This window comes from Idiomarina rhizosphaerae, assembly GCF_024159085.1.
GTDB classification, from domain to species: Bacteria; Pseudomonadota; Gammaproteobacteria; order Enterobacterales; family Alteromonadaceae; genus Idiomarina; species Idiomarina rhizosphaerae.
The window spans coordinates 507,030-531,507 of the sequence record NZ_JAMZDE010000007.1; the positions used below are offsets into that span (position 1 = coordinate 507,030).

The 24,478-nt window shown below is 47.9% G+C and carries 24 protein-coding genes and 1 tRNA gene; 6 read left to right on the forward strand and 19 right to left on the reverse strand.

Annotated elements, in window-relative coordinates; all coding sequences use genetic code 11:
* Nucleotides 1-5: 5 nt before the first annotated feature.
* From flgK to NJR55_RS10190, 12 genes are all read right to left on the reverse strand, one after another.
* A complete protein-coding gene (gene flgK, locus NJR55_RS10135; RefSeq protein ID WP_253619824.1) occupies nt 6-2,021 on the reverse strand; it encodes a flagellar hook-associated protein FlgK in 2,016 nt (671 codons plus the stop codon).
* Nucleotides 2,022-2,111: 90 nt separating this feature from the next.
* Entirely contained in the window at nt 2,112-3,089 is a 978-nt protein-coding gene (flgJ, locus tag NJR55_RS10140) for a flagellar assembly peptidoglycan hydrolase FlgJ (RefSeq protein WP_253619825.1), read from the reverse strand.
* 14 nt (nt 3,090-3,103) lie between these two features.
* Nucleotides 3,104-4,204, reverse strand: coding sequence for a flagellar basal body P-ring protein FlgI (locus NJR55_RS10145; RefSeq protein ID WP_253619826.1), 1,101 nt, complete (start codon nt 4,202-4,204; stop codon nt 3,104-3,106).
* 10 nt (nt 4,205-4,214) lie between these two features.
* The gene (flgH, locus tag NJR55_RS10150; RefSeq protein ID WP_153848906.1) at nt 4,215-4,889 is read right to left on the reverse strand and encodes a flagellar basal body L-ring protein FlgH; all 675 of its coding nucleotides are present in this window, start codon (nt 4,887-4,889) and stop codon (nt 4,215-4,217) included.
* A 34-nt stretch (nt 4,890-4,923) separates the two neighbouring features.
* Nucleotides 4,924-5,712, reverse strand: coding sequence for a flagellar basal-body rod protein FlgG (gene flgG, locus NJR55_RS10155; protein ID WP_011234393.1), 789 nt, complete (start codon nt 5,710-5,712; stop codon nt 4,924-4,926).
* Nucleotides 5,713-5,733: 21 nt separating this feature from the next.
* Complete coding sequence (locus NJR55_RS10160) at nt 5,734-6,477, reverse strand: flagellar basal body rod protein FlgF (RefSeq protein ID WP_253619827.1); 744 nt, start codon at nt 6,475-6,477, stop codon at nt 5,734-5,736.
* 119 nt (nt 6,478-6,596) lie between these two features.
* A complete protein-coding gene (gene flgE, locus NJR55_RS10165; RefSeq protein WP_253619828.1) occupies nt 6,597-7,952 on the reverse strand; it encodes a flagellar hook protein FlgE in 1,356 nt (451 codons plus the stop codon).
* A gap of 15 nt (nt 7,953-7,967) precedes the next feature.
* A complete protein-coding gene (gene flgD, locus NJR55_RS10170; RefSeq protein WP_253619829.1) occupies nt 7,968-8,651 on the reverse strand; it encodes a flagellar hook assembly protein FlgD in 684 nt (227 codons plus the stop codon).
* A 14-nt stretch (nt 8,652-8,665) separates the two neighbouring features.
* The gene (gene flgC, locus NJR55_RS10175) at nt 8,666-9,118 is read right to left on the reverse strand and encodes a flagellar basal body rod protein FlgC (RefSeq protein WP_153848902.1); all 453 of its coding nucleotides are present in this window, start codon (nt 9,116-9,118) and stop codon (nt 8,666-8,668) included.
* A 6-nt stretch (nt 9,119-9,124) separates the two neighbouring features.
* Nucleotides 9,125-9,529, reverse strand: coding sequence for a flagellar basal body rod protein FlgB (gene flgB / locus NJR55_RS10180; protein ID WP_153848901.1), 405 nt, complete (start codon nt 9,527-9,529; stop codon nt 9,125-9,127).
* Between the two features lie 100 nt (nt 9,530-9,629).
* Nucleotides 9,630-10,466 (reverse strand): CheR family methyltransferase, encoded by an 837-nt coding sequence (locus tag NJR55_RS10185; RefSeq protein ID WP_253619830.1) that lies wholly within the window; start codon nt 10,464-10,466, stop codon nt 9,630-9,632.
* A gap of 154 nt (nt 10,467-10,620) precedes the next feature.
* The gene (locus NJR55_RS10190; RefSeq protein WP_253619831.1) at nt 10,621-11,556 is read right to left on the reverse strand and encodes a chemotaxis protein CheV; all 936 of its coding nucleotides are present in this window, start codon (nt 11,554-11,556) and stop codon (nt 10,621-10,623) included.
* Between the two features lie 162 nt (nt 11,557-11,718).
* On the opposite strand from NJR55_RS10190, the gene flgA reads away from it, so the two are divergent.
* The 6 genes from flgA (at nt 11,719) to NJR55_RS10220 (ending at nt 15,197) form a co-directional block, all read left to right on the forward strand.
* A complete protein-coding gene (flgA, locus tag NJR55_RS10195) occupies nt 11,719-12,441 on the forward strand; it encodes a flagellar basal body P-ring formation chaperone FlgA (RefSeq protein ID WP_253619832.1) in 723 nt (240 codons plus the stop codon).
* Nucleotides 12,442-12,557: 116 nt separating this feature from the next.
* Nucleotides 12,558-12,881, forward strand: a complete 324-nt coding sequence (gene flgM / locus NJR55_RS10200) for a flagellar biosynthesis anti-sigma factor FlgM (protein ID WP_253619833.1) — start codon at nt 12,558-12,560, stop codon at nt 12,879-12,881.
* Entirely contained in the window at nt 12,881-13,282 is a 402-nt protein-coding gene (gene flgN / locus NJR55_RS10205; RefSeq protein WP_253619834.1) for a flagellar export chaperone FlgN, read from the forward strand. Before flgM ends, flgN begins: the two co-directional genes overlap by 1 nt.
* A gap of 57 nt (nt 13,283-13,339) precedes the next feature.
* Nucleotides 13,340-13,819 carry an LPP20 family lipoprotein gene (locus tag NJR55_RS10210; RefSeq protein WP_253619835.1) on the forward strand — a complete coding sequence of 160 codons (480 nt, stop codon included), beginning with the start codon at nt 13,340-13,342 and terminating at the stop codon, nt 13,817-13,819.
* Between the two features lie 97 nt (nt 13,820-13,916).
* Complete coding sequence (locus NJR55_RS10215; protein WP_253619836.1) at nt 13,917-15,080, forward strand: flagellar assembly protein FlgT; 1,164 nt, start codon at nt 13,917-13,919, stop codon at nt 15,078-15,080.
* A 40-nt stretch (nt 15,081-15,120) separates the two neighbouring features.
* Nucleotides 15,121-15,197, forward strand: a tRNA-Arg gene (locus NJR55_RS10220).
* Between the two features lie 6 nt (nt 15,198-15,203).
* On the opposite strand, the gene NJR55_RS10225 is transcribed toward NJR55_RS10220, so the two are convergent.
* Genes NJR55_RS10225 through NJR55_RS10255 form a run of 7 tightly spaced genes read right to left on the reverse strand, consistent with a single transcriptional unit; the run spans nt 15,204 to nt 24,449 of the window.
* Nucleotides 15,204-16,007 (reverse strand): sterol desaturase family protein, encoded by an 804-nt coding sequence (locus tag NJR55_RS10225; RefSeq protein ID WP_253619837.1) that lies wholly within the window; start codon nt 16,005-16,007, stop codon nt 15,204-15,206.
* Nucleotides 16,000-16,638 (reverse strand): CDP-alcohol phosphatidyltransferase family protein, encoded by a 639-nt coding sequence (locus NJR55_RS10230; protein WP_253619838.1) that lies wholly within the window; start codon nt 16,636-16,638, stop codon nt 16,000-16,002. The genes NJR55_RS10225 and NJR55_RS10230 overlap by 8 nt, the downstream gene beginning before the upstream one ends.
* Nucleotides 16,631-17,299: an ATP-binding cassette domain-containing protein gene (locus NJR55_RS10235; protein WP_253619839.1), complete on the reverse strand. Its 669-nt coding sequence runs from the start codon at nt 17,297-17,299 to the stop codon at nt 16,631-16,633. The genes NJR55_RS10230 and NJR55_RS10235 overlap by 8 nt, the downstream gene beginning before the upstream one ends.
* The gene (locus tag NJR55_RS10240; protein WP_253619840.1) at nt 17,283-18,902 is read right to left on the reverse strand and encodes an ABC transporter permease subunit; all 1,620 of its coding nucleotides are present in this window, start codon (nt 18,900-18,902) and stop codon (nt 17,283-17,285) included. The genes NJR55_RS10235 and NJR55_RS10240 overlap by 17 nt, the downstream gene beginning before the upstream one ends.
* Nucleotides 18,881-19,948 (reverse strand): ABC transporter substrate-binding protein, encoded by a 1,068-nt coding sequence (locus tag NJR55_RS10245; RefSeq protein WP_253619841.1) that lies wholly within the window; start codon nt 19,946-19,948, stop codon nt 18,881-18,883. The genes NJR55_RS10240 and NJR55_RS10245 overlap by 22 nt, the downstream gene beginning before the upstream one ends.
* A 1-nt stretch (nt 19,949) precedes the next feature.
* Nucleotides 19,950-22,115 carry an FAD-dependent oxidoreductase gene (locus NJR55_RS10250; RefSeq protein ID WP_253619842.1) on the reverse strand — a complete coding sequence of 722 codons (2,166 nt, stop codon included), beginning with the start codon at nt 22,113-22,115 and terminating at the stop codon, nt 19,950-19,952.
* 9 nt (nt 22,116-22,124) lie between these two features.
* Nucleotides 22,125-24,449 carry a TonB-dependent receptor gene (locus tag NJR55_RS10255; protein WP_253619843.1) on the reverse strand — a complete coding sequence of 775 codons (2,325 nt, stop codon included), beginning with the start codon at nt 24,447-24,449 and terminating at the stop codon, nt 22,125-22,127.
* Nucleotides 24,450-24,478 lie beyond the last annotated feature (29 nt).

The window sequence follows — 24,478 nt, forward strand, 5'->3', positions numbered from 1 at the left end:
AGTAATTACCTCAAGGACGTCAGCAACGTCTCAAAAATAGCCTGTGACGTTGTAATGATTCGGGCAGACGCAGTATAAGCTTGCTGATACTGAATAAGATTAGCCGCTTCTTCTTCCAAATTCACACCCGCTTGCGATTCATAAAGCGCCTCAGTTTGTGACCTAATCGCTTCGGCTGAATCACGCAACACTCGATTTTGGCTGACTCGACTTCCCACATCCGACACCAAACGACCGTAACTTTCATTAAAAGTCATAGTGGGCTCTGCTTCTTCACCACCAGACCGACGAACCAACTGCTGACGCTGCAGGTCGGCCATGGACTGCCCGTTGCTGTTGTCATCAAAGCCGTTGGTGTTGTACTCAATAGTGTACTCATCACCTACCGCTGGCTCGCCATTAATATCTACTTCATAGTCGGGGTCGGCTAAACCGGCTTGACTTAAAATACCATTAAGATCCGTGGTTCCAGTAACCGTACCTATACTATTACCATCTTTATCGAAAACTTCCAGGTCATAAGCATTACCTGTCTGGCCGGTTATTTCTATACGAGCCGGAGCACTGCCAAGTAAGGTGTTATTAGCAGTATCGTAATAATCGTCCGGGGTGTTAATTGAGTTAATTTCAATACTCGCAGCACCTTGATTATCCAGCCCGTCTTTCACCCGAATAGGGTTAGCCAGAGCAATGTCTTCTGGTCTTCTTATTGCCAAGCTAATTTCAGACGCCGCACCTTCAGCCGGCTTTGCCAGGAACTGGTCGCCAGCGTTCGCAGCCCCGGAAAGATCTAAAGAAACTCCCAGCTCAACAATATCCACTGTGCCGGGCGATGCCTGAGTGACCGTAATAGTATCGGCACCACTGACGACGGTGCCGTCGCTGTTCACCGGAACTATCTCATACTCGTCCGGGTTACCTGTTTTGGTAATACGTAAATTTTCAGAAGGAAACGACTTACTATTACCTTCCAGTACGCGCACGCTTATTTCGCCAGTACCACCATTATCAGAATAAGGTAGTGCTTGTGATTCTGTTTTAGATAAATCAAAAATTTTACTGCCTAGCTGATTATCTAAATCCATGCCTTTTTGGTTTTGGGTGTTCATTGAATCTGCAATACGTATTGCCAGTTGCCCCAAACGTTTTTGAGTTGGCATTAACACTTCATCACGATATTCCAGATAACCACCGACAGAACCACCGACTTCATCGGTTGGCACATAAAACTCACTGATACTGCCGCCGCTGTGCTCTTTTCTAAGCACCATCTCTAAACGCTCGGTATCCGGATTGCTTTTTATTGCCACAGCATTAAAGCGACCATCTTCTAAAACCAGTGGCTGTCCATTTTTTAAATTAACAGCAATAGCGCCGTTCTTTTGCTCAACCGTGCTGAACTGCACTAACTCGGCAAGCTCACGCAATTGCTCGTCACGTTTGTTCAACAGGGCGTTGATATTGCCGTTAGCGGTGTTTTCACCACCTGACGACTGAATTTTCGAGTTCAGCTCGGCTAAATTTTCTGATATCGAGTTAATACGGTCAGTCGATAGCTTTAGCCTGTCGTTAATAATGCTTTTCTGATCATTTAGATAACTGGAAAAGTCATTAAACTTAGTTACCATAGCGTCAGCTTCGGCAAGAACTAACTGCCGGGCAGTAACTGAACCAGGGTCATTATTTGCGTCCTGTAAAGTGTTAAAAAAGCTCTCTACAGAAGAAGCTACGTTCGTGGTACTGTCACCCAGTAAGGTGTCTAGCTGCTCGGCCTGTTGAAGGTTGGCTTCGTAGTAACTGACCCTGGAGATATCGGTACGTAACTGGCGATTAGCAAACTGATCAATCATCCGCTGCACGCGCACACGCTCAAGTCCACCATATGAAGACTCGAAGTATTCAGTGCGCTCGCGAACATAACTGTCCGTGTTCGTATTATTAATGTTTTTACCGGTGGTTTGCAGGCTTTGCTGATGCGCTAATATGCCGTTCTTACCGATATTTAATAAGTCAAAACTCATTAATGACTCTCCAGTTACTCTGTGACCGTTATCGGCACCTAGCAAATATTATTTAGTATAGACGGCAATTTTTTGCCGCCTGCGGCACCACTAAATTTCTTTATCTACAAAAGCCGGGTTATTTAATACCGACTGAATCTTCTGTGCATACTGAGGATCTGTCGCGTACCCCGCACTTTGTAAAGCCTCCGCGTACTGAGCCGGATCATCGGCTACTTGTAAAGCCTGCTGGTAACGCGGATGCTCTTTTATAAAGTCAACGTAGTCCTGCAAGCTCTGTTCCACATTAGCGTATGAACGAAACGCTGCACGTTCTTTTCGGGCAACTTCGCCATCAAACTCCAGGGTGCTAACGTGAGACTTATCACCGTCCCAGCGCGTATCAGCTTTAATATTAAATAAGTTATTGCTGGAACCACCGTGCTTTCCGGGTATTAAACGTTTACCCCACCCGGTTTCCAATGCAGCCTGAGCCATTAAAACATCCGGATTCAGCCCAGCCTCTTTCGCAATGCGTTCCGCATGAGGTTTCAGTGCCGCAATGAAGCTCTCGGGTGAATCAAAAGTGGCATTCCCGTCACTCAACTTCGCAGTATTAACGCGCTGATTACCATAATACAAACCCGCATCAATGCCGCCCTGGTCGCTTAACTTTTGCGAGTCTGTTGGTTTATCCACGCGATTCTTCATACGCGGGTCATCAAGATTGGCGCCATGACGATTCATTGACGCGGGAACATAACTGTCATCACCACCCAACTGTTTTACCATCAGTTCGGCTAAACCTAAGCTTCCCTGACTAGAAAGCTCCGAGGTCAACTGCTGGTCATACATATCGCGGTACATATTGGTATAGCGACTGTCCAATAAATTGTCTTTCTCAAACACCGCATTGGCCTTACGCATACTGCCCATGACCATGTTCAGGAATATGGCTTCAAACTGCTGCGCGGCTTCCATCAACGCTTCTTTATCACCCGGTTTAAACGCACGCTGACGCAGCCCGTCAAGGCTGTGCGTATCCATAGCGTGTTGCGCTTGTTTTAGATGAGAGTCTGAAACCGTCATAGCTTAAACCGCCATTAAATCACTATCAGCTCGCCGGATATTGCACCAGCCTGCTTCAATGCTTCCAACACGGCAATCATGTCGCCGGGAGCTGCACCTATTTGATTCACCGCTCGCACTAAATCATTCAATGTTGTACCCGGCTGGAATACAAACATGCGTGCATCTTCCTGATTCACGTCGATAATCGACTGCGGCGTTATAGCTGTCTCACCGTCAGCAAATGGATTCGGCTGATCGACGTTCACATTCTCAGCAATGGTAACCTGCATGTTACCGTGAGCCACGGCTGCTGGTCTCAACTCGACGTTCTGACCCACTACAATGGTGCCGGTACGCGCGTTCACAATAATTTTCGCTGACGCAGATGCCTGCTGAACTTCCAGATTTTCAAGGGTCGACATGTAGCTCACGCGCTGACTTAAGTCACGGGGAGCTCGTACTCGTACCGAGGTTGCGTCTATGGCCTGTGCGGTGCCGTCGCCAACTAAATTATTAATAGTTTGCGCCATACGCTTAGCAGTCGTGAAGTCAGACTGATGCAAGTTAAAAGTAAGATAATCGGATGAGCCAAAACCAGAGCGCACTTCACGCTCAACAACGCCACCATTAGGAATACGACCGACAGTCGGCGTATTAATAACTATACGAGAGCCGTCGTTACCTTCAGCCCCCAGGCCACCTACAATAAGGCTGCCCTGCGCTACCGCATAAACTTCCCCATTGGCGCCTTTTAAAAAAGTCTGCATCAAAGTGCCGCCGGTTAAACCATCAGCGCTGCCAACAGAAGACACCGTCACATCAATTTTTTGCCCGGGTTTAGCAAAGGCTGGTAACTCTGCATGCACGGCAACTGCCGCGACATTATCAATTTTTGGACGTTCATTTGCCGGAATATTAATACCGAAGTTGCCCAGCATGGTACGGAAAGTCTGATCGGTGAACGGCGTTTGTTCTCCGGTACCAGGCAGACCGACTACTAAACCATAACCAATTAGTTGGTTAGAACGAACTCCCTGAACCGAAGCAATGTCTTTTATACGCGAAGCCTGTACCGGTGCCGCAAGCATTGACAATAAACTTACCGCCAGCGCAAAAATTTTAAGCGTTCTCATACCTTACTCCTTAGAATGGCCATATCGGGCTGTTAAAGAAGCGAGTTAACCACCCCTGCTCCTGAACCTGAGCCAGACTACCGGTACCCGAGTATTCAATGCGCGCATTGGCGACACGGGTTGACGGGATTTGGTTTGCTGCTGTTATATCCTGGGGACGGATCATGCCGGTTAAACGAATGTACTCGTCACCCGTATTAATGCGCATCCACTTTTCACCACGAACAATTAAGTTACCGTTTGGCAGCACTTTTATAACTGTTACGGTAATTTCACCATTCAACTGATTACTTTGGTCTGAGCTGCCGTCACCACTGAATTCTCGAGTGCCATTAATACCGGCAGACAGCGGGTTACCGCCAACGGTGATATTACGTCCAAACGCCGTGGGGGCAGCTAATTCAGCTGTACTCTCTTTTGATGTTTCCGTCGTAGCCGTTTTGCTGGCTGTCGTTTGTTCCCGCAAAGTGACCGTAATAATGTCACCTAACCGGCGAGCTTTAATATCGGAATACAAATTATCCGCGTAAGCATCCTGAAACAGAGAACCAGTTGGCACCACAGGCTGAGCACGCTCTTCCGGCAATACGGGTGCGTAATATGGGTCATCCGGCATGGGTTTATGCGGCGTTTGCACACAACCGGCTAAAACCAATGCGGTTAAAGAAATAAGTAAAGAACGCATAAAGTCACCCGCTATTATTTAATGACGACAACAATTAAAGCTGCTGGTTAATGTAACTCAGCATCTGATCCACAGACGAAATCACTTTAGAATTCATCTCGTAGCCGCGCTGGCTCTCAATTAAGTTCACCAACTCTTCAGTCACATTCACATTCGAAGTTTCCAGCGCGCCCTGAATGGTGTTACCCATTCCGTCAACACCCGGAACCGCCTCTAAAGGAGCACCACTTACTGCGGTTTCTTTATAAAGGTTTTGTCCCATAGGTTGTAAACCGGCCGGATTGATAAAGTTAACCAGGTTAATCTGACCAACCACCACGTTATCCGGGTTACCAGGCTGCGTAACAGTAACCTCACCTTCTTGTGAAATACTGACCGACATAGCGTCTTCCGGTATCTGAATAGCAGGTTCAATGGTATAACCATTACCCGACGTCACAATTTCCCCTTCTTCATTTAAAGAAAACTGACCATTACGGGTATAGGAAATATTGCCATCCGGCATTAACACCTGAAAGAAGCCTTTGCCGTCAATCATCACATCAAGCGAGTTATCGGTGGTCTGCACGTTGCCCTGAGTATGGGATTTTTGCGTCGCAACAACTTTGGTCCCGGCGCCCAGCATTAAACCATTAGGTAATTCGGTGTCTTGTGCCGACTGCCCACCCGGCTGGTTAATATTCTGGTACAACAAATCTTCGAACACCGCCCGACTCTTTTTAAAGCCGATGGTGCTGGAGTTCGCCAGGTTGTTAGAAATAACTGAAATATCGCGCTGCTGCGCGTCCAATCCGGTTTTACTTATCCATAATGCTGGGTTCATGGTCTTTCTCCTGGGCTAAACTTAGCTCATTCTCATCAGCGACTCGGAACGCTGGGCGTTCTCATCGGCCGTTTTCATTAATTTGACGTTCATTTCATATTGGCGCTGCAGAGCAATCAAATGCGTCATTTCTTCGACGCTATTCACGTTACTGCCTTCCAGAGCGCCAATTTGCAGTTTGACATTGGCATCGGCTAAGGCTTGCTGGTCATCTTTTAACTTAAATAAGCCACCGTTACCTTTTTCCATATTGCCGTTCGGCGGGTTAACTAATTTAATGCGGTCAATCACTTCCATCGCATTCGCCGGAGCCCCCATCGGACGTATCGAGATATTTCCGTTTGAACCAATAGCCAGGTTATCTATCGGCATGGGTACAAATATGGGGCCGTTATTGCCGAGCACCGTCTGCCCTGTTGAGTTTTTCAACAAGCCATCAGTGCCGACTTCCAGGCTACCGTTTCGGGTATAACGTTCATTACCGCTGCCATCATCGACTGCAATCCAGCCCTGATCTTTAATGGCAACATCCATGTTCCGGCCGGTTGTCTGTATTGCTCCACTGGCAAAATTTTGCCCGGGGCTTTCCGTCATAGAAAAGACCCGTGTTGGCAAACCTTCGCCAAAGGCTTGCATGGCCCGCGCCTGTTGCAAGTCGCCTTTAAACGCCGTGGTATTGGCGTTAGCTAAGTTGTTGGCACGAACAGCGACAGCATTCATATTTTCTTTCGCGCCGCTCATTGCTACCCATAGCATCTTGTCCATAGCTGACCTCCAGCCAAAATTTTGTCATCTGGGTTCTATAATGTAGATAATGCAGATTTCATGCCAAAAACAAAAAGACGCCCGAAGGCGTCTTTTTTAAGCTAATAACCGAGAAGTTATTATCGAATCTGAAGAATCGTCTGGTTAATAGTGTTGTTAACCTCTAACGAACGCGAGTTCGCCTGGAAGTTACGCTGCGCTGTTATCAAATCAACCAGTTCTTTGGTCAGATTAACGTTAGAGTTTTCCAGTGCTGATGCTTCAATACCACCAAAAGTACCGGTGTTGGCTTCACCAGCTAAAGGCTCGCCAGAATCAATGCTTTCCCGCCACTTTGTACTGCCTATCTGGGTTAAGCCTTGCTCATTAGCAAAACGGACAATCGCAACCTGTCCTAAATACTGGACATCACCATTAGAGTAGGTTGCAGCAATTAATCCTGCCTTATCAATATCCACGTTAGTCAAACGACCAACAGTACTACCGTCCTGATCCAGGTTGGTTACTTCAAAGTCCGATGCAAACTGCGTCGGGCTTGTTGTGCCGCTCAAATCCTGAAAGTTAAACTGAACCGTTTGTGCGGACGCACCGTTATTCAGATAGGGGTCACCATCGGCGTTGTTACCAGATAAGTCGATAGTGCCCGGATCAAATGTTATCTGTCCTGCAGGCACGTCCGGTTCACCACTGCCTAAAAAGTTTATTTCTAAACCTGAATAGCCATTAACAGAGTCCCTTGCGGCTGGCGTCGATGTCGCAGTGCCTGTTGGCGCTAAGTCAATTTCGTCGCCGTCAAAGGTCGCATAAACATCCCACTGGTTGTTGCCGCGCTTCACATAATAAGTTGACAACGTATGGGATTCACCTAGTGAATCATAAATCGTAGCGGACGTAGAGCTGTGGTAAGTACTTGGTGTTTCAGGATCAAATGGGTTAGCCGTTCCATCAATTGGTGAACGACGCGCATCCACGTTAAACGCGGTAAACACGTTGTCGGTACTTTGCGGCGCGCCTGCAACATCCGGAATACGGATAGGCTGAGTCGTCGCCAATGCAGTAGAGGAGTTTGTGCCACTATTGCGATCGACCTGATAGCCCTGCAGGTAATTGCCCTGATTATCGACAATAAATTTATCTTCGTTAAGCTTAAAAGCGCCTGAACGAGTGTAAGTCATGTCGCGAGAACCTAACCCATCAGTGGTAGCAAAAAATCCGTTACCACTAATAGCCATGTCCAACGAGTTTTCTGTAAAGTCCAGAGTTCCCTGACTAAATTGCTGCGCAACTGATGAGGTCAAAACACCATCACCAACCTTAGTGTTACCCGCATTAAAAATACTGGTAGCATAAACATCAGCAAATTCAGCACGAGACTGCTTAAAACCCGTTGTTTTTACGTTTGATATGTTATTCGCGGTTACATCTAAGTCTTTTTGTGATGCGTTGATACCGCTGAGTGCAATATTAAATGACATAAGTCACCTCACCTGTTAGCTAATTTCAGTCACATCAGAAAGCTTGATGCCACCTAATCCTTTAAGATTCAAAACCACACCGCGGTCACCGCCGGTGCTGACACTTTGCACACGAGCGTGCATCTGTATGGGTAATTCTTCAGTCTGCCCCGCCACTTGGGCATTCACGGAGAAAGAGTAGTTACCGGCAGGAGCTTCTTCGCCGTTTGACATCTTCCCGTCCCATTCAAACTCTTTAGTTCCCTGAGCCATATCGCCAATTTCAATGGTCTTGACGGTAGCGCCGGTTGAGTCTTTGATACTTATCTTCACATTTTGGGCCGTTTGCGGAGTGGCTATCATACCGGTAACTCCCGCGCCTGACTCGAGGTTAGCCTTATCCGTTGGCACCAACACTTTACGACCAACCATAGTTGAAGCCTGCAACGCCTGATTTGACGTCATGTCACTGGCAAATTGGTCAAAACGCTCAGAGAGACCGGTTATTCCCTCTGCCATAGTGAAACTGGTCATTTGAGCAATCATCTGATCATTTTCGACCGGCTTAGACGGGTCCTGCATATTCAACTGCTCGGTTAACAGCTTGAAGAAGTCTTCCTGCTCAAGCTTGCTCCGCTCATCTGGATCAGCATATCTGGCATCGTCTTCTTTCTTCCACTTCATGCTGTCGATGTAGGAATTAGTGCTTACGCCTTCCATTTGTTATCTCCTGCTTACCCTTGACCCAGACGCAATAAACGTTGTGTCATTGTTTTGGCAGTGTCCGCTACCTGTACGTTTGTCTGGTAGGAACGCGAAGCCGAAATCATATTTGCCATTTCTTCCATGGTGTTGACGTTTGGACGGTAGATATAACCGCTTTCGTCAGCCATAGGATGATTTGGAGCATACTCAATTTGCAGCGGATCCTGGCTTTCCACAATACCCAGTACTTTGACACCCGCTTCCTGACCCGCCTGGGTCTGATTCGTCAGACTATTGCCTCGGTAATTGCCGTTAGCATCGGCTAAAGCTGTCGCAAAAACCGGGTTTCTGGCCCGATAAGTTTCATCAATACTGCTGCTGATTGAGTTAGCATTTGCCAGGTTACTTGCCGTTGTATTCAGCCGTACTGACTGAGCACTCATAGCCGAACCGGTCACATTAAAAATGTTAAACAGACTCATGACTTATTATCTCCCTTGTCCGCCCAGGGCTTTCTTCACACCGCTGATGCGGCCATCAAGAAAGTTCATGGTCATTTCATACTCCAACGCATTTTGTGCATACAAGTTTTGTTCCAACTGCACATCAACGGTGTTGCCATCGCCCGTATCCGGTTGCGTAGGTACGCGGAACTTTTCAGTCCCCTGAGGTTGTATTTCAACGCTGAAATGCTTTTCGTGAGTACGTGCCAGCTTGTAATTTTCCATACCGCGTTGCGCTTGTTGCAACGCCTGCTGGAAGTCCAGACCTTTAGCTTTGTAGCCGGGGGTATCAGCGTTGGCGATGTTATTGGCAATAAGCTCCGCGCGCTGAGTGCGTACACCCAGCGTGTATTGCTGTATTCCCATAAGCTTGTCCATGGAAAGTGCCATATTTTTGTCTCCACAGTGTTCGATAGTGAAGACAATGCAGGAAGTGTGCCAGTTTAAGGAGGGATTGTTACTTTTTCAGACGGACATTTCCTGCAGGAAACTATTTTCTTCGGTAAATTATGCCGGGCTGGCAGCGGATCATCTCAAAATCCTCGGTAAGTCCTGAAATAGATTCAGAAGCACCAAGGAAAAGATAGCCTCCGGGGTTAAGCGATTGCCGGAATTGGGCAATAATTTTCCGCTTTACTTCAGGGGCAAAGTAAATAAGAACATTGCGGCAAAAAATAACATCGAATTTGCCCAGCAAAGAATAGCTGTCCAGCAAGTTTAAGTGACGGAAATGAATAAACTGCTTAAGCTCGTCTTTTACCTTCATGGAGCCGGCTTTAGTTTCGGCGTCAGTAAAAAACTTATTTCTACGCTCAGCCGATAAACCACGGGCAAGAGCCAGGCTATCATATTCACCAATTGCGCATTGCTCGAGCACCTTATTAGAAATGTCAGTTGCCGTGACTTTTATGCCAGCTCTTAGGCCTCCCGGGTTTTTCGCCTTATACTCTAAGTACGTCATGGCAATAGAATAAGGTTCTTGCCCGGAGGAACAGGCTGCAGACCAAATTTTTAAAGGGCCGGTGTGATTTTTATATTCAGGAAGAATACGGTCGTTCAGAATTTCAAACGGGTAAGTATCGCGAAACCATAAGGTTTCGTTGGTTGTCATGGCATCAATAACCGCTGCCCGCAACGCGCGCTCACTTAGCTTCATTGAGCGTTTTACAAGCTCCGCCAGCGAATCGACATTAAACCGGCCCATTAAAGGGCTCAGCCGACTCTTCACCAGATACAGTTTACTTTCACCCAATACGATGCCGCATTGATGTTCAAGGAACTGACGAAATTCCTGATATTCCGATAAACTTAATTCGCGATCTATCACGTTATATAAACAACTTCCGTTTCAGTTTCATTCGTTTCGTAGCCTGACGTTCACGTCAGGTTCAATATTCTTACCTGGCACCGAAGTCTGCTCCGAGGCCGTAGCCTGACGTTTACGTCAGGCCTAATATCGCACCTGATGCAATAGCATCAGGCTACGCAATAACTTCTGTGTTCAACCATTTTTGTACGGCGGTCGCCAGCTCATCCGGATGAAATTTTGCAATAAAATCATCGGCACCGACTTTCTTCACCATAGCCTGATTAAACACACCACTCAATGATGTATGTAAAATAACATGAATATCGCGTAAATTCGGGTCAGCTTTTAACTCAGCGGTAAGCGTATACCCATCCATAACCGGCATTTCTACATCGGAAACCAGAACAGGCACATGAGGATGAACTAAGCCCCCCACTTCCTTGGCTTTATCTTTTAAGTAATCTAAAGCTTCTTTACCATTCTTTTTGACTTCGAGCGTAATACCCAAAGACTGTAAAGCACGTTTTATTTGGTTACGGGCAACCGAAGAGTCATCCGTAATCAATATGGTTAAGTCTTCTTTTGCAACATTGATAGGTGCATTCGCAACTTCTTCGCTGACATCCATATTAGCCGGCATAATATCAGCTAAAATGCGTTCCACATCAATAATTTCAATTAATTCATCTTCCACTTTGGTCACCGCGGTGAGATACGCATCTCTTCCGGTACCTTTGGGCGGCGGCATAACGTCTTCCCAGTTGATGTTAATAATGCGATCAACCCCTTCAACCAGAAACCCCTGAATGGTTCGGTTATACTCAGCAATAATAACGAAACGGTTCTGAACATCGGTTAACGCCCGACCACCGGTAGCCATGCTTAAGTCAATAATGGATATTGCCTGACCACGAATGTGCGCAATACCGCGAACCAATGGGTTGCGGTTAGGCATAGCCGTAAGCTTAGGGCATGGCAGTACTTCACGTACTTTAAATACGTTAATGCCAAAGCGTTGTTTACCATTTAGGTGAAACATTAATAGTTCCAGTCGGTTCTGACCGACCATTTGTGTGCGTTGATTCACTGAATCGAGAATGCTAGCCATTGTTCACTCCTGTTATGTGGCAGGCTACTTCTACTTCGGCACGGTATTTGCTTACATCTACATTAACCATACTGAAACCATCGAACTGCCGAACTTTTGACGTTATACCGTTTTTTTCGGCACTCGACCAGATAACCTTAACGGATAACATCAGGAATTTTTATGATAGTACGTAAATCGCTGCTGATCAGTTCGATTTTTTTTATAACTTGTGGCATTAATTCCGTTAACGCAAAAACAAGCGGTTCAGATGAAAGTCTGCGTTTCAATTACAAAGCGTTACAGGAGCTGGCTCACAATTATGTGGAGCAACGAGTTTCAGCGCCGGATAATGGTCGTGTAGAAGTCGTTGCCAATAACCTCGACCCGCGCATGGCTCCCAAAATTTGTGCGCAGCCACCAAAAGTTGGCCTGGCAACTAACGCCAACCTCGACAGCTACACTACCATTGAAATTGAATGTGTCGGCAAAGCTAACTGGCGCACCTATGTGCCCGTTCGAATTTATCGCTATAAAAATGTTGTTGCGGCAGCCTCACCTATGGCTCCGGGGCAGATGATAAGCGAAAGTGATTTAGTTTTTTCTGAAGTTGACCTTAATCGGGTTCGCTCAAATGTATTTACTGACATGACAGCTTTAATTGGAGCCCGCATTAAAAAACGCATTGCTGCAGGTCAGGCAATAAGTGCCAGCGATACATGTCTTGTATGTGAGGGGCAAAGCGTTACAATAGTTGCACAAGATAAAGCTTTGCGAATTACTGCAGCCGGAAGAGCCCTGGCTGATGGCCTCAAAGGTGAATCTGTTGTTGTTGAAAACGCACGTTCCAACAAATCAATACAAGCGGTTGTCACAGGACTTAATGAAGTGACTGTTAATTTATAAAATACTTAACCAGAACCTGACGTGAACGTCAGGCTACGTGCTAAAATTTTTATTAAAGTATTTTTAAGTGTGGTCGATAAGTAACCGAGACATATTATCTAGCGAGGCTAAAAACAATGTCAATTAACATTAACAATGCCGGGCTGAAAAATGCCAACATTGATAGCAAATCCAGCAACCGTCAAGTACAGAGCGATGCTCCGACGAAGCCTGCTGCGGTTTCGCAAAAAGGTGGTGAGGCCGTTTCGTTAACCAGCGAAGCGCAACAACTGAGTGGCTTACAGGAAAAAGCAATGAACAGCAGCGGCATTGACCAGGCCAAAGTTGATAAAATTAAAGCCGACATTGAAAGTGGTTCGTACAAAATTAACGTTGAACAACTAGCCAATAAACTGGCGCAGTTTGAGTCTGATCTGTTCAGTAACGGCAGCAACGAATAATGACCGTGTTGGCGCCTGTTAACGATATATTACAGGATATGGCAGACTCGCTGGAAAACCTTGCGTTGCTACAACAACGTGAGCTTAATGCCATTGTCGAGCGCCAACACGCCGATGTTAATGCTATTGCCGACGCCAAAGAAAAGACGCTTATCCATATTAGCGAACTCGACCAGCAATTGGCTCAACACCCGGACAACGAGCAGTTAAAAGACGACCCGGACTTAGCTGAAGCGGTTGCAGCCATTAAAACCACCCTCTCTGACGTTCAGCATCAAAGTCAGGTGAATGAACGCGTGGTGCAGTCAACGCTAAACAGTATTGAGCAGTTAAAACAATCCATTTTACAGTCCGCACGAAAAGATACCCTTACCTACAATAGTAAAGGGAAAATTCGCTAAAGATTTTGCCAGTCCAGCCGTTATAACCATAAGTACTTTGTTCAATCAGAGGTCGTTATGGCTAAGCATTTACTCTCTTTCGCTCTATTTGCATCTGTGCTGTTATTAAGTGGCTGTAGTGCTTACAACAAAATTGTGTACGATCAAAAGCACGTTGAATGGGACACCCAGACACCAGACAGATTTCCGGTGTTGAATGCGGTTGGCTACGCCCCTATTGAAACTCAGCAAGGCGAAAATGCACAACTAAAAGACTTAAACGCCATGCGCGCCTCTAAATTAGCCGCCTACCGCGAGCTTGCTGAGCAAGTCTATGGCCAGCGCATTGCCGGCAGCAGCTCAGTGGAAGACTGGGCTTTAAACCGCGACAGTTTTCAGGCCTCTGTAGACGGAGTGATTCGTGGCGCAGAAGTGGTTAAGACCTACACCGTAGGCGAATACTACGCAACAGAGTTACGCCTTGATTTTGAAAAGGTTCACCGCCTTTATCAAAGCACCAACCGTCAGCAAAAAGTGAAACGCGTTGTCTATTATTAAGCGCCACTTTTATTGAGTTAAACATGGCAGGGTTTTTGCAGTTAATTCCGATAGTAAAGTAACGACTAAAAACTGACACTTGGGATGCATTAACACCATGAACTGGAAAACCCTGCTACTTATCACCTCTGTTTTCTTTATTGCTATGCCAAGCGAAGCGCGTTGGGTGGAAGCTCAGGGCACTGCCCGCATTATTAATGGTGATACCAATGCCGCACGCGAAAAAGCCATAGAAAACGCCCTTCAGCAGGCATTATTAACCTCTGGTGGTAACATCTCCAGTATTCAGCAAGTGGTAGACGGCGTTTTACAAAACACCGAAACCCAGTGGAATAGCCAAGGGAACGTTGACCAGGTGACCATAGTTCGCGAAGAAGTACGTGACGACCGCGTTATTGTTCTGCTTCGCGCGGATATCTGGAACCGCGAAGGCGACTGTACCCGCAGCAGCTACAAAAATTCCGTTACCGTTGTGCCATTTGAGCTGCGCGACCGCGCCCATGGTACCTGGGGGCAAATTTGGGAAATAGGCAAGGTAGCGGCCGAACGTTTAGCCCGTGAATTAGGCGGCGTTGGCAGCCAGTTGCAGATTGCCCACACCCTGCACCGTCACGCCGGTTTAGACCAGGCACTCAGCGGCCTGAACCTGGAAGAATTAGGTCGTATGTCCCGCAGCATTGGTTTAGCTAATGACAGTCAGTTCGTTATTTTCGGCATGTTTGACGACCTGGCCATGATGGATACCAAATCTAGCTGGTTTTGGTCCAGCGACCCCGACCGCCATTACGCATTAACACTGTACCTTCTCGATGCCACCACCGGACAACTGGTTACCCGGGCACGAGTTGAAAACACCCAACCCTGGACCTTTGACCGCACCACCGATGTTGATGTTGCTACCGCACAATTCTGGAATGAACCTTTTGGTGCAGCACTGGATAGCGGCCTGCGCGACTTAGCTTCCGGCGTGAAAGAACAAGTGGTGTGCAAACCGGTGCGCGCCAGAATTATTGCGGTTGATGCCAACACCATTCAATTCAACCTAGGCGAAAAGCACGGCGTACACACCGGCGACAAGCTAAAAATTGTGCAGCCCAGCCATTTTACCGACGACCAGGGCCGTTATCGCCAGAAGTGGCAAGTCAGTGAATTTGAAGTTGAGGTGTCCCAGGTGCAGCAATCTACCGCCGTCGCTAAGTTGACGAAAGGGAACATGCTGCACAACGTTCAGGTGAACGACTGGGTGGTACCGGTTAACTGAGGGTGAAACCCGCGGCAGCTTCTGGCATAATTCGCGGCACGTCCCCGTAGCTCAGTTGGATAGAGCATTCGCCTCCTAAGTGAAAGGTCGCAGGTTCGACTCCTGCCGGGGACGCCATGTCTATTAATTCCGGGTAAAGGGAATCTTCAATAAGCCCCAAAGTTTGGTCGTTATTTTTGCTTCGCGGTATTCATGCAGGCCAATATCGACATTGTCGGAACCGGCCTTAGGCTCTGCGGTGAAGCTACGAAAGAGATGATCCCACCAACTGACACTAAAGCCGTAGTTATTGTTGGTTTCTTCTTTTTCTGTACTGTGGTGAATTCGGTGCAGCTCCTGGGTAATGAGCACTTTGCGCACGAGCTTTTCCACAGGTTTGGGCAGTGCCACGTTGCCGTGGTTAAACAAAGAGCAGGCATTAAGAATAATTTCGAACACAATAACGGCTAACGCCGGAGCGCCCAAAGCAAGAATAGCCGCTGCTTTTATGAAAAAACTCAGCACAATTTCGGCGGGGTGAAAGCGCAACCCAGTGGTGACGTCAAAATCAGGATCGGCATGGTGCACCCGGTGCATTCGCCATAATAGAGGAATGCGGTGGAACAATCGGTGCTGCCAGTAGATAACAATATCCAGTGCGACAATGCTGGCTACCATCGCCAACCAAAAGGGCATTTCTGTGCCCGCCTTGCTTAAGTAATGGAAAAGCCCCCAGCCGTTTTCTGATGCAAAAAGCGCCGTTCCAGTCAGGCCAACGGGCGCAATAATTCTCAGCAATACCGTATCGACGGCAACTATGGCGAGGTTTGCCGGCCAGCGCTGTTTACGGCTATAGCGGGGCTTGCGCTTAGGCGAGGCAACTTCCCACAACACCATAATAAGCAATACGCCAAGAAAAATACTTAAGCGCCAAGCCGTTTCAGACATTGGAGCCGTCCGGCTTTGCCGTTGGCTGTTTCAGTGTGCGGTAACCGGCAACAATGCGGGTTATTGCGGTAAGCCAGCAGGCGGCAGCGAATATATAGGCCAGTACGGAAAAGTGCTGTGGCCACAAACAAAACGCCACAAAAGCTAAAATGGTTTCAAAACCTTCGGTTAAACCGCCCATATAATGCAGCGACTTATTCGGATATTCCGGGTTTTCGATACCGCGCTTTCCGGCAACGCTGGCAAAGGCCAGAAATGTAGAGCCGGTTCCCATAAATGTGACTAACAACAAGCCTGCGGCAATGGCGTTCTGTTCGGGCGAGGCCAATAAAAAACCAAATACCACAGCACTGTAAAAAATGAAATCCAGCACAATATCAAGAAAACCGCCGGAGTCGGTTAACTGAGTGCGCCGCGCCACCGCGCCGTCCAGACCGTCGCACAGGCGGTTTAGTAAAATAGCCGCCAGCGCGAATTCATAAAGCTCAAAGGCTAAAAATGGCACTGCCAGCAAACCGATTATAAAACCCGTTATGGTAACCTGATCAGCACTGACGCCAGCACGAACTAGTAGGCGCGCAGGGAGGTCGAGAATTTTTCGGGTTGCCGGAAGTAGCTTAGGGTCAAACATTAGCGACTTCTCCTTTTACTTCTGTGCCCTGTATTTCAAGCACACGACCGCAAGCATCGGCGCCGTCGTGGGTGACTAATAAGGTTGGCATTTGTTTGTCTTTGAGTTGTGCAAAGGTCCACTGCCTGACTTCTTCTCGCAGACTGGTATCTAATGATGAAAACGGTTCGTCCAGTAACATAGCCTGCGGTTCTGCTAATAATGAGCAGATTAATGCGATTCGCGCATACTGCCCGCCGCTTAAGCTGTCGGGGTAAACCGTCCATTTGTCCGTTAACCCCAGATTGTTCAGCATGGCTAGAGCTTTGTCTTTTTGCTGCTGGCGGTTCAGTATTGAGCGAGGCTTTTGCGCAAAATAGCAGTTCTCTTCAACCGTTAGGTGCGGAAACAAACCGCCTTTTTGAAACATCATGCCCAGTTGGCGCGCGGCAATTGAGCGCTCGCTGATATCTTCTCCGTTTAACCTTAACTCTCCCTGAATATGAAAGTTAGGCAAGGGCTCACCAAGAACCCAGCGCAGCAAGGTCGACTTACCTACACCACTGGGGCCCATCAGCGTGACAATTTCACCTTTTTCGACCGTCAGTTCATTCAGACTGAATAAAGGCTCAGTGCCATTTTTTGTGCGCCTTTTTATTTCGAGGTTACGAATGTTCAGCATAACTTTTTGTCCTGATGAGTCCGACAGCAATAAACACCACCAGTGGCAGTAGCATTTGTAGCAGCGCATAAAGGCTGCCAATACGCCAGTCCCCGCCGCTGGCAACGCTAACGGCTTCGGTGGTTAAAGTGGGCGTTAAGCCCTGCCCCAGCCATTGCGTTGGCAGGTACTGAGCAATACTAACCGAAAAGGCAACCGCAAAAGCCACTGCTATGGGCTGCTTTAGCATGTGTAGCATAATTCGCCACCAGGCGGCCCGGTAGCTATAACCCAAACTTTGAGCCCGGGTTAGCCACTGCTCGTTAAAGCGGGTGTAAGCCCCGTGCAAAATCAGGTAGGCGTAAGGCAGAGTATATACAGCATGTGACCAGAACACCCACCACGGCTGCCAGCCACTACTCAATTGCCCGCCAACTAGCCGTTGCCAACCAAGCACCAGAGGCACCTGCGGAATAAACAAAGCCACAAGCACCGGCCAGTAAAACGAAGCGGCGGCTTTCTGTCGTTGCCGTTGTAGCAGAACAATTGCAGCTACCGTACCAACCAACGCACTGAGCAGCGCCAGCCATAAGCTATTCACTGTTGGCTCTGCTAAGTAAGCCCACTCCGTTTGCCAGCGTTCAAGAGTCAGTTTTGCCGGCCATAAGTCTGGATAAAACCAATGCGACGCCAGACTCTGCAGGGCTAAAACAACAATAACCCCCAACGACAGTACACCCAGAAGAATCCAGGTATAACGGCTGGCTTTATCTGTGTTGAGTTTTGCCCGTTGGGTTACTTTTTTACCGAGCACGAAGCGGTGATAGAAAGCATAATGCCGGGCATTTATTAATAGCAGTATTAAAGCCATAGCCAGTAAAACCCAGGCACCTGTTATTGCCTTAACCTGACTACCGGCAGAGAACTGAAAGCTCCATTCATACACACGCTGCGCTAGTACACCCGGCGTGTTACTGCCCACTAACAGCGGAATATCGACAACCGACAGAGAGTATATAATAACAGCCGCCATAGGCAGCGTTAGCCGTCGTAAAAGTTCCGGCGTAACAATGCGCCACCACGCTTGCCGTTCGCTGTAACCATAGCTCTGTGCCTGTGTCATCCATGAATTAACGGGCAATTGTTTTAGCTGAGCCGATATCATTAGTAGTAAAAATGGCAGCTCTTTTAAAACCAAAACCACCATAACCGTCACTAACGACTTTTCCGGTAATGGCCAACCTGCCGGCGGTGCCGGGAAAATGCCGCTTATTGCCTCCACCAGACGAATTAACCAGCCGGAAGGACTCATTAACAACATAAGGCCGACCGCAAAGGCCACATGCGGAATGGACAAAAGTGGGGATAGCAGTTGCTGCAGGCGAGCGTTTTTTAATAATACCGGTGCCATCCATAACGCCAAATAACAAGCAATGAGTGGCGCGGCTACGGCAAGTATAAGACTTGAAGCTATTGAATCGTAATCTGCCAGCAGCTCAGTTAAGGCCGCTAAGTTGACGCCGGTTTCCGGATCGAATGACGTGAACAGCAGAAAGAGCACACCACTGCCAACCGGCAGAATAATGAGCAATAACCAGGCAACTATTGATAACGCACGGACCATTCCCGCTCCAGATACTCCTGCCAGCTGGCATGGAAGTCGTCGGTGGGTTCCAGCAGCGATGAGCCTTGCGCACTTTTAAGGACGGAAGGATCGCCCCAGCGGTTGGTATCGGCTTTTCGTTGCTGCGCTTTTTCAGACAATAAAAACTCGATAACCGTTTTCGCAGCTTCGGAGTTATTGGAGCTGGTCGGCACTGCCAAATAATGATTATTAGTTATGGCTTTGTTTGACAACGTATGACGCTCAACGCCCGCAGGCAACCGCCCCTGATTTACCAGAGTTTTATAATCATTGGGATTAAAACTCACCGCCATCATTAACTGACCATTTGCCAGGTAAGAAATTTGCTCACCGGCTGAAGATGGAAAGTTCTCGCCCTGCTGCCATAATAATGGGTGCAGTTTGTCTAAGTAGCGCCATAAAGGCTCTGTCAGCTCATTTGCATTAACACTACTTACAGACTGCTGAAACACACTGCGCTGCTGCGGATGTAAAGACAACAGCAACGATTTTAATAAGGTAGTGCCATGAAATTCCGGCGGTTTAGGGTAGCTGATGTGACCTTTATTTTCCCGGGCAGCGTTAAGTAGGCTTTCTGCAGTCACTGTTTTATGGTCGAAAAGCCCGGGGCGGCTAATCAGGTTAAATTGCCCAACGCCCCAGGGCACTTCCAGCCCATCCACTGGCTCGCCGAAGTCAGTCTGCCAATTAAGCTCCGGGTTAATGTTGTTCATTGCCTTAATTTCACCGGCAATGGAACGCAAAGCCCCAGCTTCTTTCAGCGCATGAAAGTTTTCACCGTTTATCCAGATAATATCCGCATTGGAATGACCGTCTATAATCTGCTTAACCACCTCGGAGGCGTCCGCCACTTTATTATGGCGAAACTGAATGCCCTGCTCTTGCAGTTCTTTTTGCGCCCAACGTAAGTAACTGTTTACTTCCGGCGAGCCACCCCAGGCATAAAAGTTCACCACTTCCGCCTTTAATGGTACGGAGGCAAAAAGTGTCACTAACAATAAACAGATGGCAGCAATAAAACGCATATTAACTCCGGCGCCAGCGATGAAATTTCTCCACCCATGTTAGCAGCTTCTGCGGCGCGTTGGCGCGCTTCCACTCGCCGGCCACGTATTTATTCGCCTCCGCCAGGGTCGGATAACTGTGTATGGTACCCAGTATTTTATTCAGGCCAATGCCGTGTTTCATTGCCAGCACATATTCCGCCAGTAGTTCTCCGGCCTGCGGGCCAACAATATTCACACCTAATAGTTCGTCTTTACCGGGTTTGGTCAGCACTTTCACTCGGCCGTAGGCACTGTCATCGGCAATGGCACGATCCAGCTCACCTATATCATACTCAGTCACTTCATAAGGTTTATCGGCTTTTTTCGCCTGCTGCTCGGTTAAACCCACATTGGCTACCTGCGGCGAGGTATAGGTTACCCATGGAATGACAGAGTAATCTGCCCGGAAGGTCTTGAAAGGGTCAAACAAGGCATTCACCGAGGCATACCAGGCCTGATGCGAAGCCACATGAGTCAGTTGATAAGGCCCGGCAACATCGCCACAAGCGTAAATATTAGGAAAGTTGGTTTGCAAAAACTCATTGGTACTTACTGTTTTATTGGTTTGTACGCCAAGCTCTTCTAAACCGAAGCCCGATATATTGGGTTGCCGCCCCAGTGCAATTAACACCTTGTCGAAGGGTATCTCAACTTCTTTGCTCTGGTTATCAACCGTCTGCTCAGCAATAAGCACCGACTCGCCATTGTGTTGCTCGAAGCGCAAGGCTTTGTGGCTCAGTTTAATATCAATGCCTTCTGCCGTTAAACGCTGCGTTAGCAGTTCTACTGTGTCGGCATCTTCCGGCGCCATAAGCCGCTCGGCCATTTCCACCTGAGTAACTTGTGAACCTAAACGCTGAAACGCCTGAGATAACTCACAACCAATAGGCCCGCCGCCCAATACCAATAAGCGTTTAGGCAGTTCATCTAACTCCCAGAGGGTGTCTGAGGTTAAATAATCGACTTGGTCCAGTCCTTCAAAGTTAGGTACTAAGGGCTTCGCACCGGTCGCGATAATAATACTGCGAGTGGTTATGCGTTTGGTTTCACTCTTACCTTCAACATTGCTGGTCACTTCAACTTCCCAGGGTGAAACAATGCGCGCATCGCCTTGCTCAACATTCACACCCAATTTAGTGTAACGTTCAACCGAGTCGTGCGGCTCAATGTCTTTTATAACCGACTTCACCTGCTGCATAACCTGTTTGAAATCAACTGACACTTCACCAACATGAACCCCCGCACTTGAGGCGTTACGCGCATTATGAGCAAGCTCCGCCACATGAAGCAAGGCTTTTGAAGGCACACAACCAGTATTCAGGCAGTCGCCGCCCATTTTGTGCTTTTCAATTAAGGTAACCTTTGCTTTTACTGTGGCCGCTATGTAAGCACTGACTAACCCTGCTGAACCGGCGCCAATAACCACTAGATTATTGTCAAACGACTTAGGCTTTTTATAGCCTTTAAAGGCTTTGCGGCGTTTCAGAAACGCCAGCACCGCTTTGGCAATTAATGGGAATATACCCAGTAAAACGAAAGCACCGATTAAGTCGGCCGAGATAACGTCGCCCAGACTGGATATCTGCGCCAACTGAGTTCCGGCATTAACGTACACAGCGGTACCCAGCAACATACCCACTTGGCTTACCCAGTAAAACGTCCAGCCCTTTATTTTGGTTAGACCCATAGCCAGGTTAATAACAAAAAACGGGAATAGAGGAACCAGACGCAAGCTGAGTAAATAAAACGCGCCGTCGCGCTCCATTCCGCGGTTAATGGCGGTTAGGCGCTCACCGAACTTTTCCTGAACCCAGTCGTGCAGAATAAAGCGGGCACTTAAAAAAGCGAGAAAGGCACCAAATGAGCTGGCGAAGCTGGCCAGCAAAAGCCCCCAACCCAGGCCAAATATGGCACCAGAACCCAAAGTTAAAATAGTTGCGCCGGGCAGCGATAACGCGGTAGCCGCAACATAAACAACAAAATAAACAGCAAATACTTGAAAGGGATAATCAACAAAAAGTTGATTAAGCTGCTGTTGCTTTTCTTTTAGTACATCCAGTGACAGATACTGCGTTAAATCAAATGCAAACGCACTGATAAACAGCACAATAATAACTAACAGCAACAACAGCTTTTTCAATGACATGAGCTTTCCTTAAAATTTGTAATCGACGCTTAAACGCGCGTGTCTTGGCTGCGACGGAAAGGCCAGGGTTGCACCAAAATAACCGCCTTCAAACACCGGTGACCAGTTGTCCTGATCCGTGGCATTAAACACGTCAATACGGGCACTTAGCTGTTCGCTAAAGCGGTAACGCGCGTTTAGGTTCAGTGTATGCTGGTCGCGTATAAACACCGTTTGCAAATAATCTAACGGGTAGTGCTTGGTATAACTTAAGTCGCCACCGACCGACCATTCAGGGGTTATCCGCCAACCAGCAACTGCTGACGCCTGTACTTCGGGAATGCCCTGTAATTGCTGGTTTGACGCAGGGAACGCGGTGAAATTAGGCGAGCCAACTCCTGTACCTTCTATAATATCGGGGCGTGAATCATCAAACACATCAGCCACCTGACCTGTACCCTGCGACGCCGTAGAGTTGTCATAGTACGCATCAATATAACTGGCCGCCAGAGTTAACCAGTAACCGGCTTCATGCGTTCCTGCGGCTGAAGAGAAATGCCACTGAGTTTCAAAACCCTCGGTGCGAATACCGCTGTTAGAGCCATCACGGTTGCGCAAGCTTCGCTTCTGGTCAAAGACCACAGCGTCCGCGTACCAACGGGCATCACTAGGAGCGTACTTAACACCCAGTTCATAAAGTGAATTTTCTGTGGCAAAGTTTTGCGAATCAATTTCACCGGCGGCATTTAATACCGTACCACCCGCCATCGCGTTCGACGTAGAGTCACTCTCATAGGCGGTTGCGTAGAATGTCAGATCCGGTGTCCAGTTATACTGCGTTGATAAACTCACCGCCGTTAGCCAGTCACTGTAGGTATCACTCGCTGCTTGAACGCCTTGTGGTGGAATTGGATCTTTCGCGTCTACGTCGTAATAGTCGGCTCTTACGCCACCGGTAACACGCCATTTGTCCGTAATATCCAGTTCATGCTGTACAAAAATGCCCCATTGGTAGCTTTTTGAATCGGTGGTGTCTGACGTAATAAAATCGCCCGTGCCATCGCCGTCAATATCGTACTGGCTACCCGGCGAGACCCAGAGATCCGGACGCAGCTCAATTAAACGGGCTTTTTGTTCATTGGTTAACGGAATACGGCGATTGCTCAGCGGCCCGGTCAAATCGGACGGGTTATCCGCCTCGGTTGAGAACTGGCTGTAACCCAGTACATCGTTAATTCGTAAGTTAACACCCACTACCGTTTTCTTGTTTATGTGCAGCTCAGTGCGGTTTTCAAAAGTGTGAGCGCCATCAATAATTTCAACAAAACTGTTCTGGTTAATGCCTTCGCGAGTTAAATACTGATAATACGTGCGGTTAACCAGAACTATGTCATCGTTTAACCAATGCTGAAGTTTTGCGTGCAACAAAGTAGTTTCAGCAGTATTGGTGTCGAGCGGGTCAGTTAACGTGGTACTGCGGTCAATTCGAACCTCTCCGGTTGGGCTGACAACAGCCCCGGCCCCCGGAACCCGCGAACCATTCGGTTGAACACCCTGCCCGGTAATGTACAAATTATGGTCTATCAGGTTTTGCGTCGGGCGGTTAATGCCCGCGTTGTCTGTCCAGTCAACATCGTAATATTCTAAGGAAATATCCAGCTGAGTGTCGTCATTTGGAACAAACTTATACGCCAGCAAAAGGTCATTACTGCGATGCTGGTGAAAGTCGTAAAAACTGTCTTCGTCAACGTACTCGGCGCTTACCCGCAGGCCTTGCTCGTTATCTTTTAACACCCAGTTATGGTCAAGCTGCAAACGATACTGTTCCCACTCACCAAATTGAGCTTTTAAGGTAGAATTCGATTCGCTCAACCGAGCCGTTTTAGGCTGTAAATTGACGAAACCGCCCACGCGTTGCGTGGTGCCCAGCATAACCGGCGGAGCCCCTTTAACAACGGCGATGCCCTCAATGGCATTAAACGACATAGGAATACCAAGCCCATTGTTACCGGCCTGACGGCGCATACCCGCTTCAAATAACTCGCCCAGTTGACCGCGAATGGTTGGCAGTGATGGGTTACCAAAACCCGCCGCAGCAAAACTGTTAGGCGCAAAACGCGCAATATCATGTAAGTCATTAATGGCAGCTTCTTCCATTAACGACGCACTAATAGCCGTGGCAGCACGGGGGATTTCCTGCAGGCTTTCCGCTAAGCCGAACAAACCCTCGGTTGATTCTTCCGATGGCAGCACGACACTTCCGTCATCGCGACCAATAACCTCAATAACTTCCATTGGTTTTTCTTGTGCAACCGCTGTTAACGGCAAGAGCCCTAGCCACCACCACTTTTTCATTCTTGTTTCCCTTATTTTTTATTGACTGT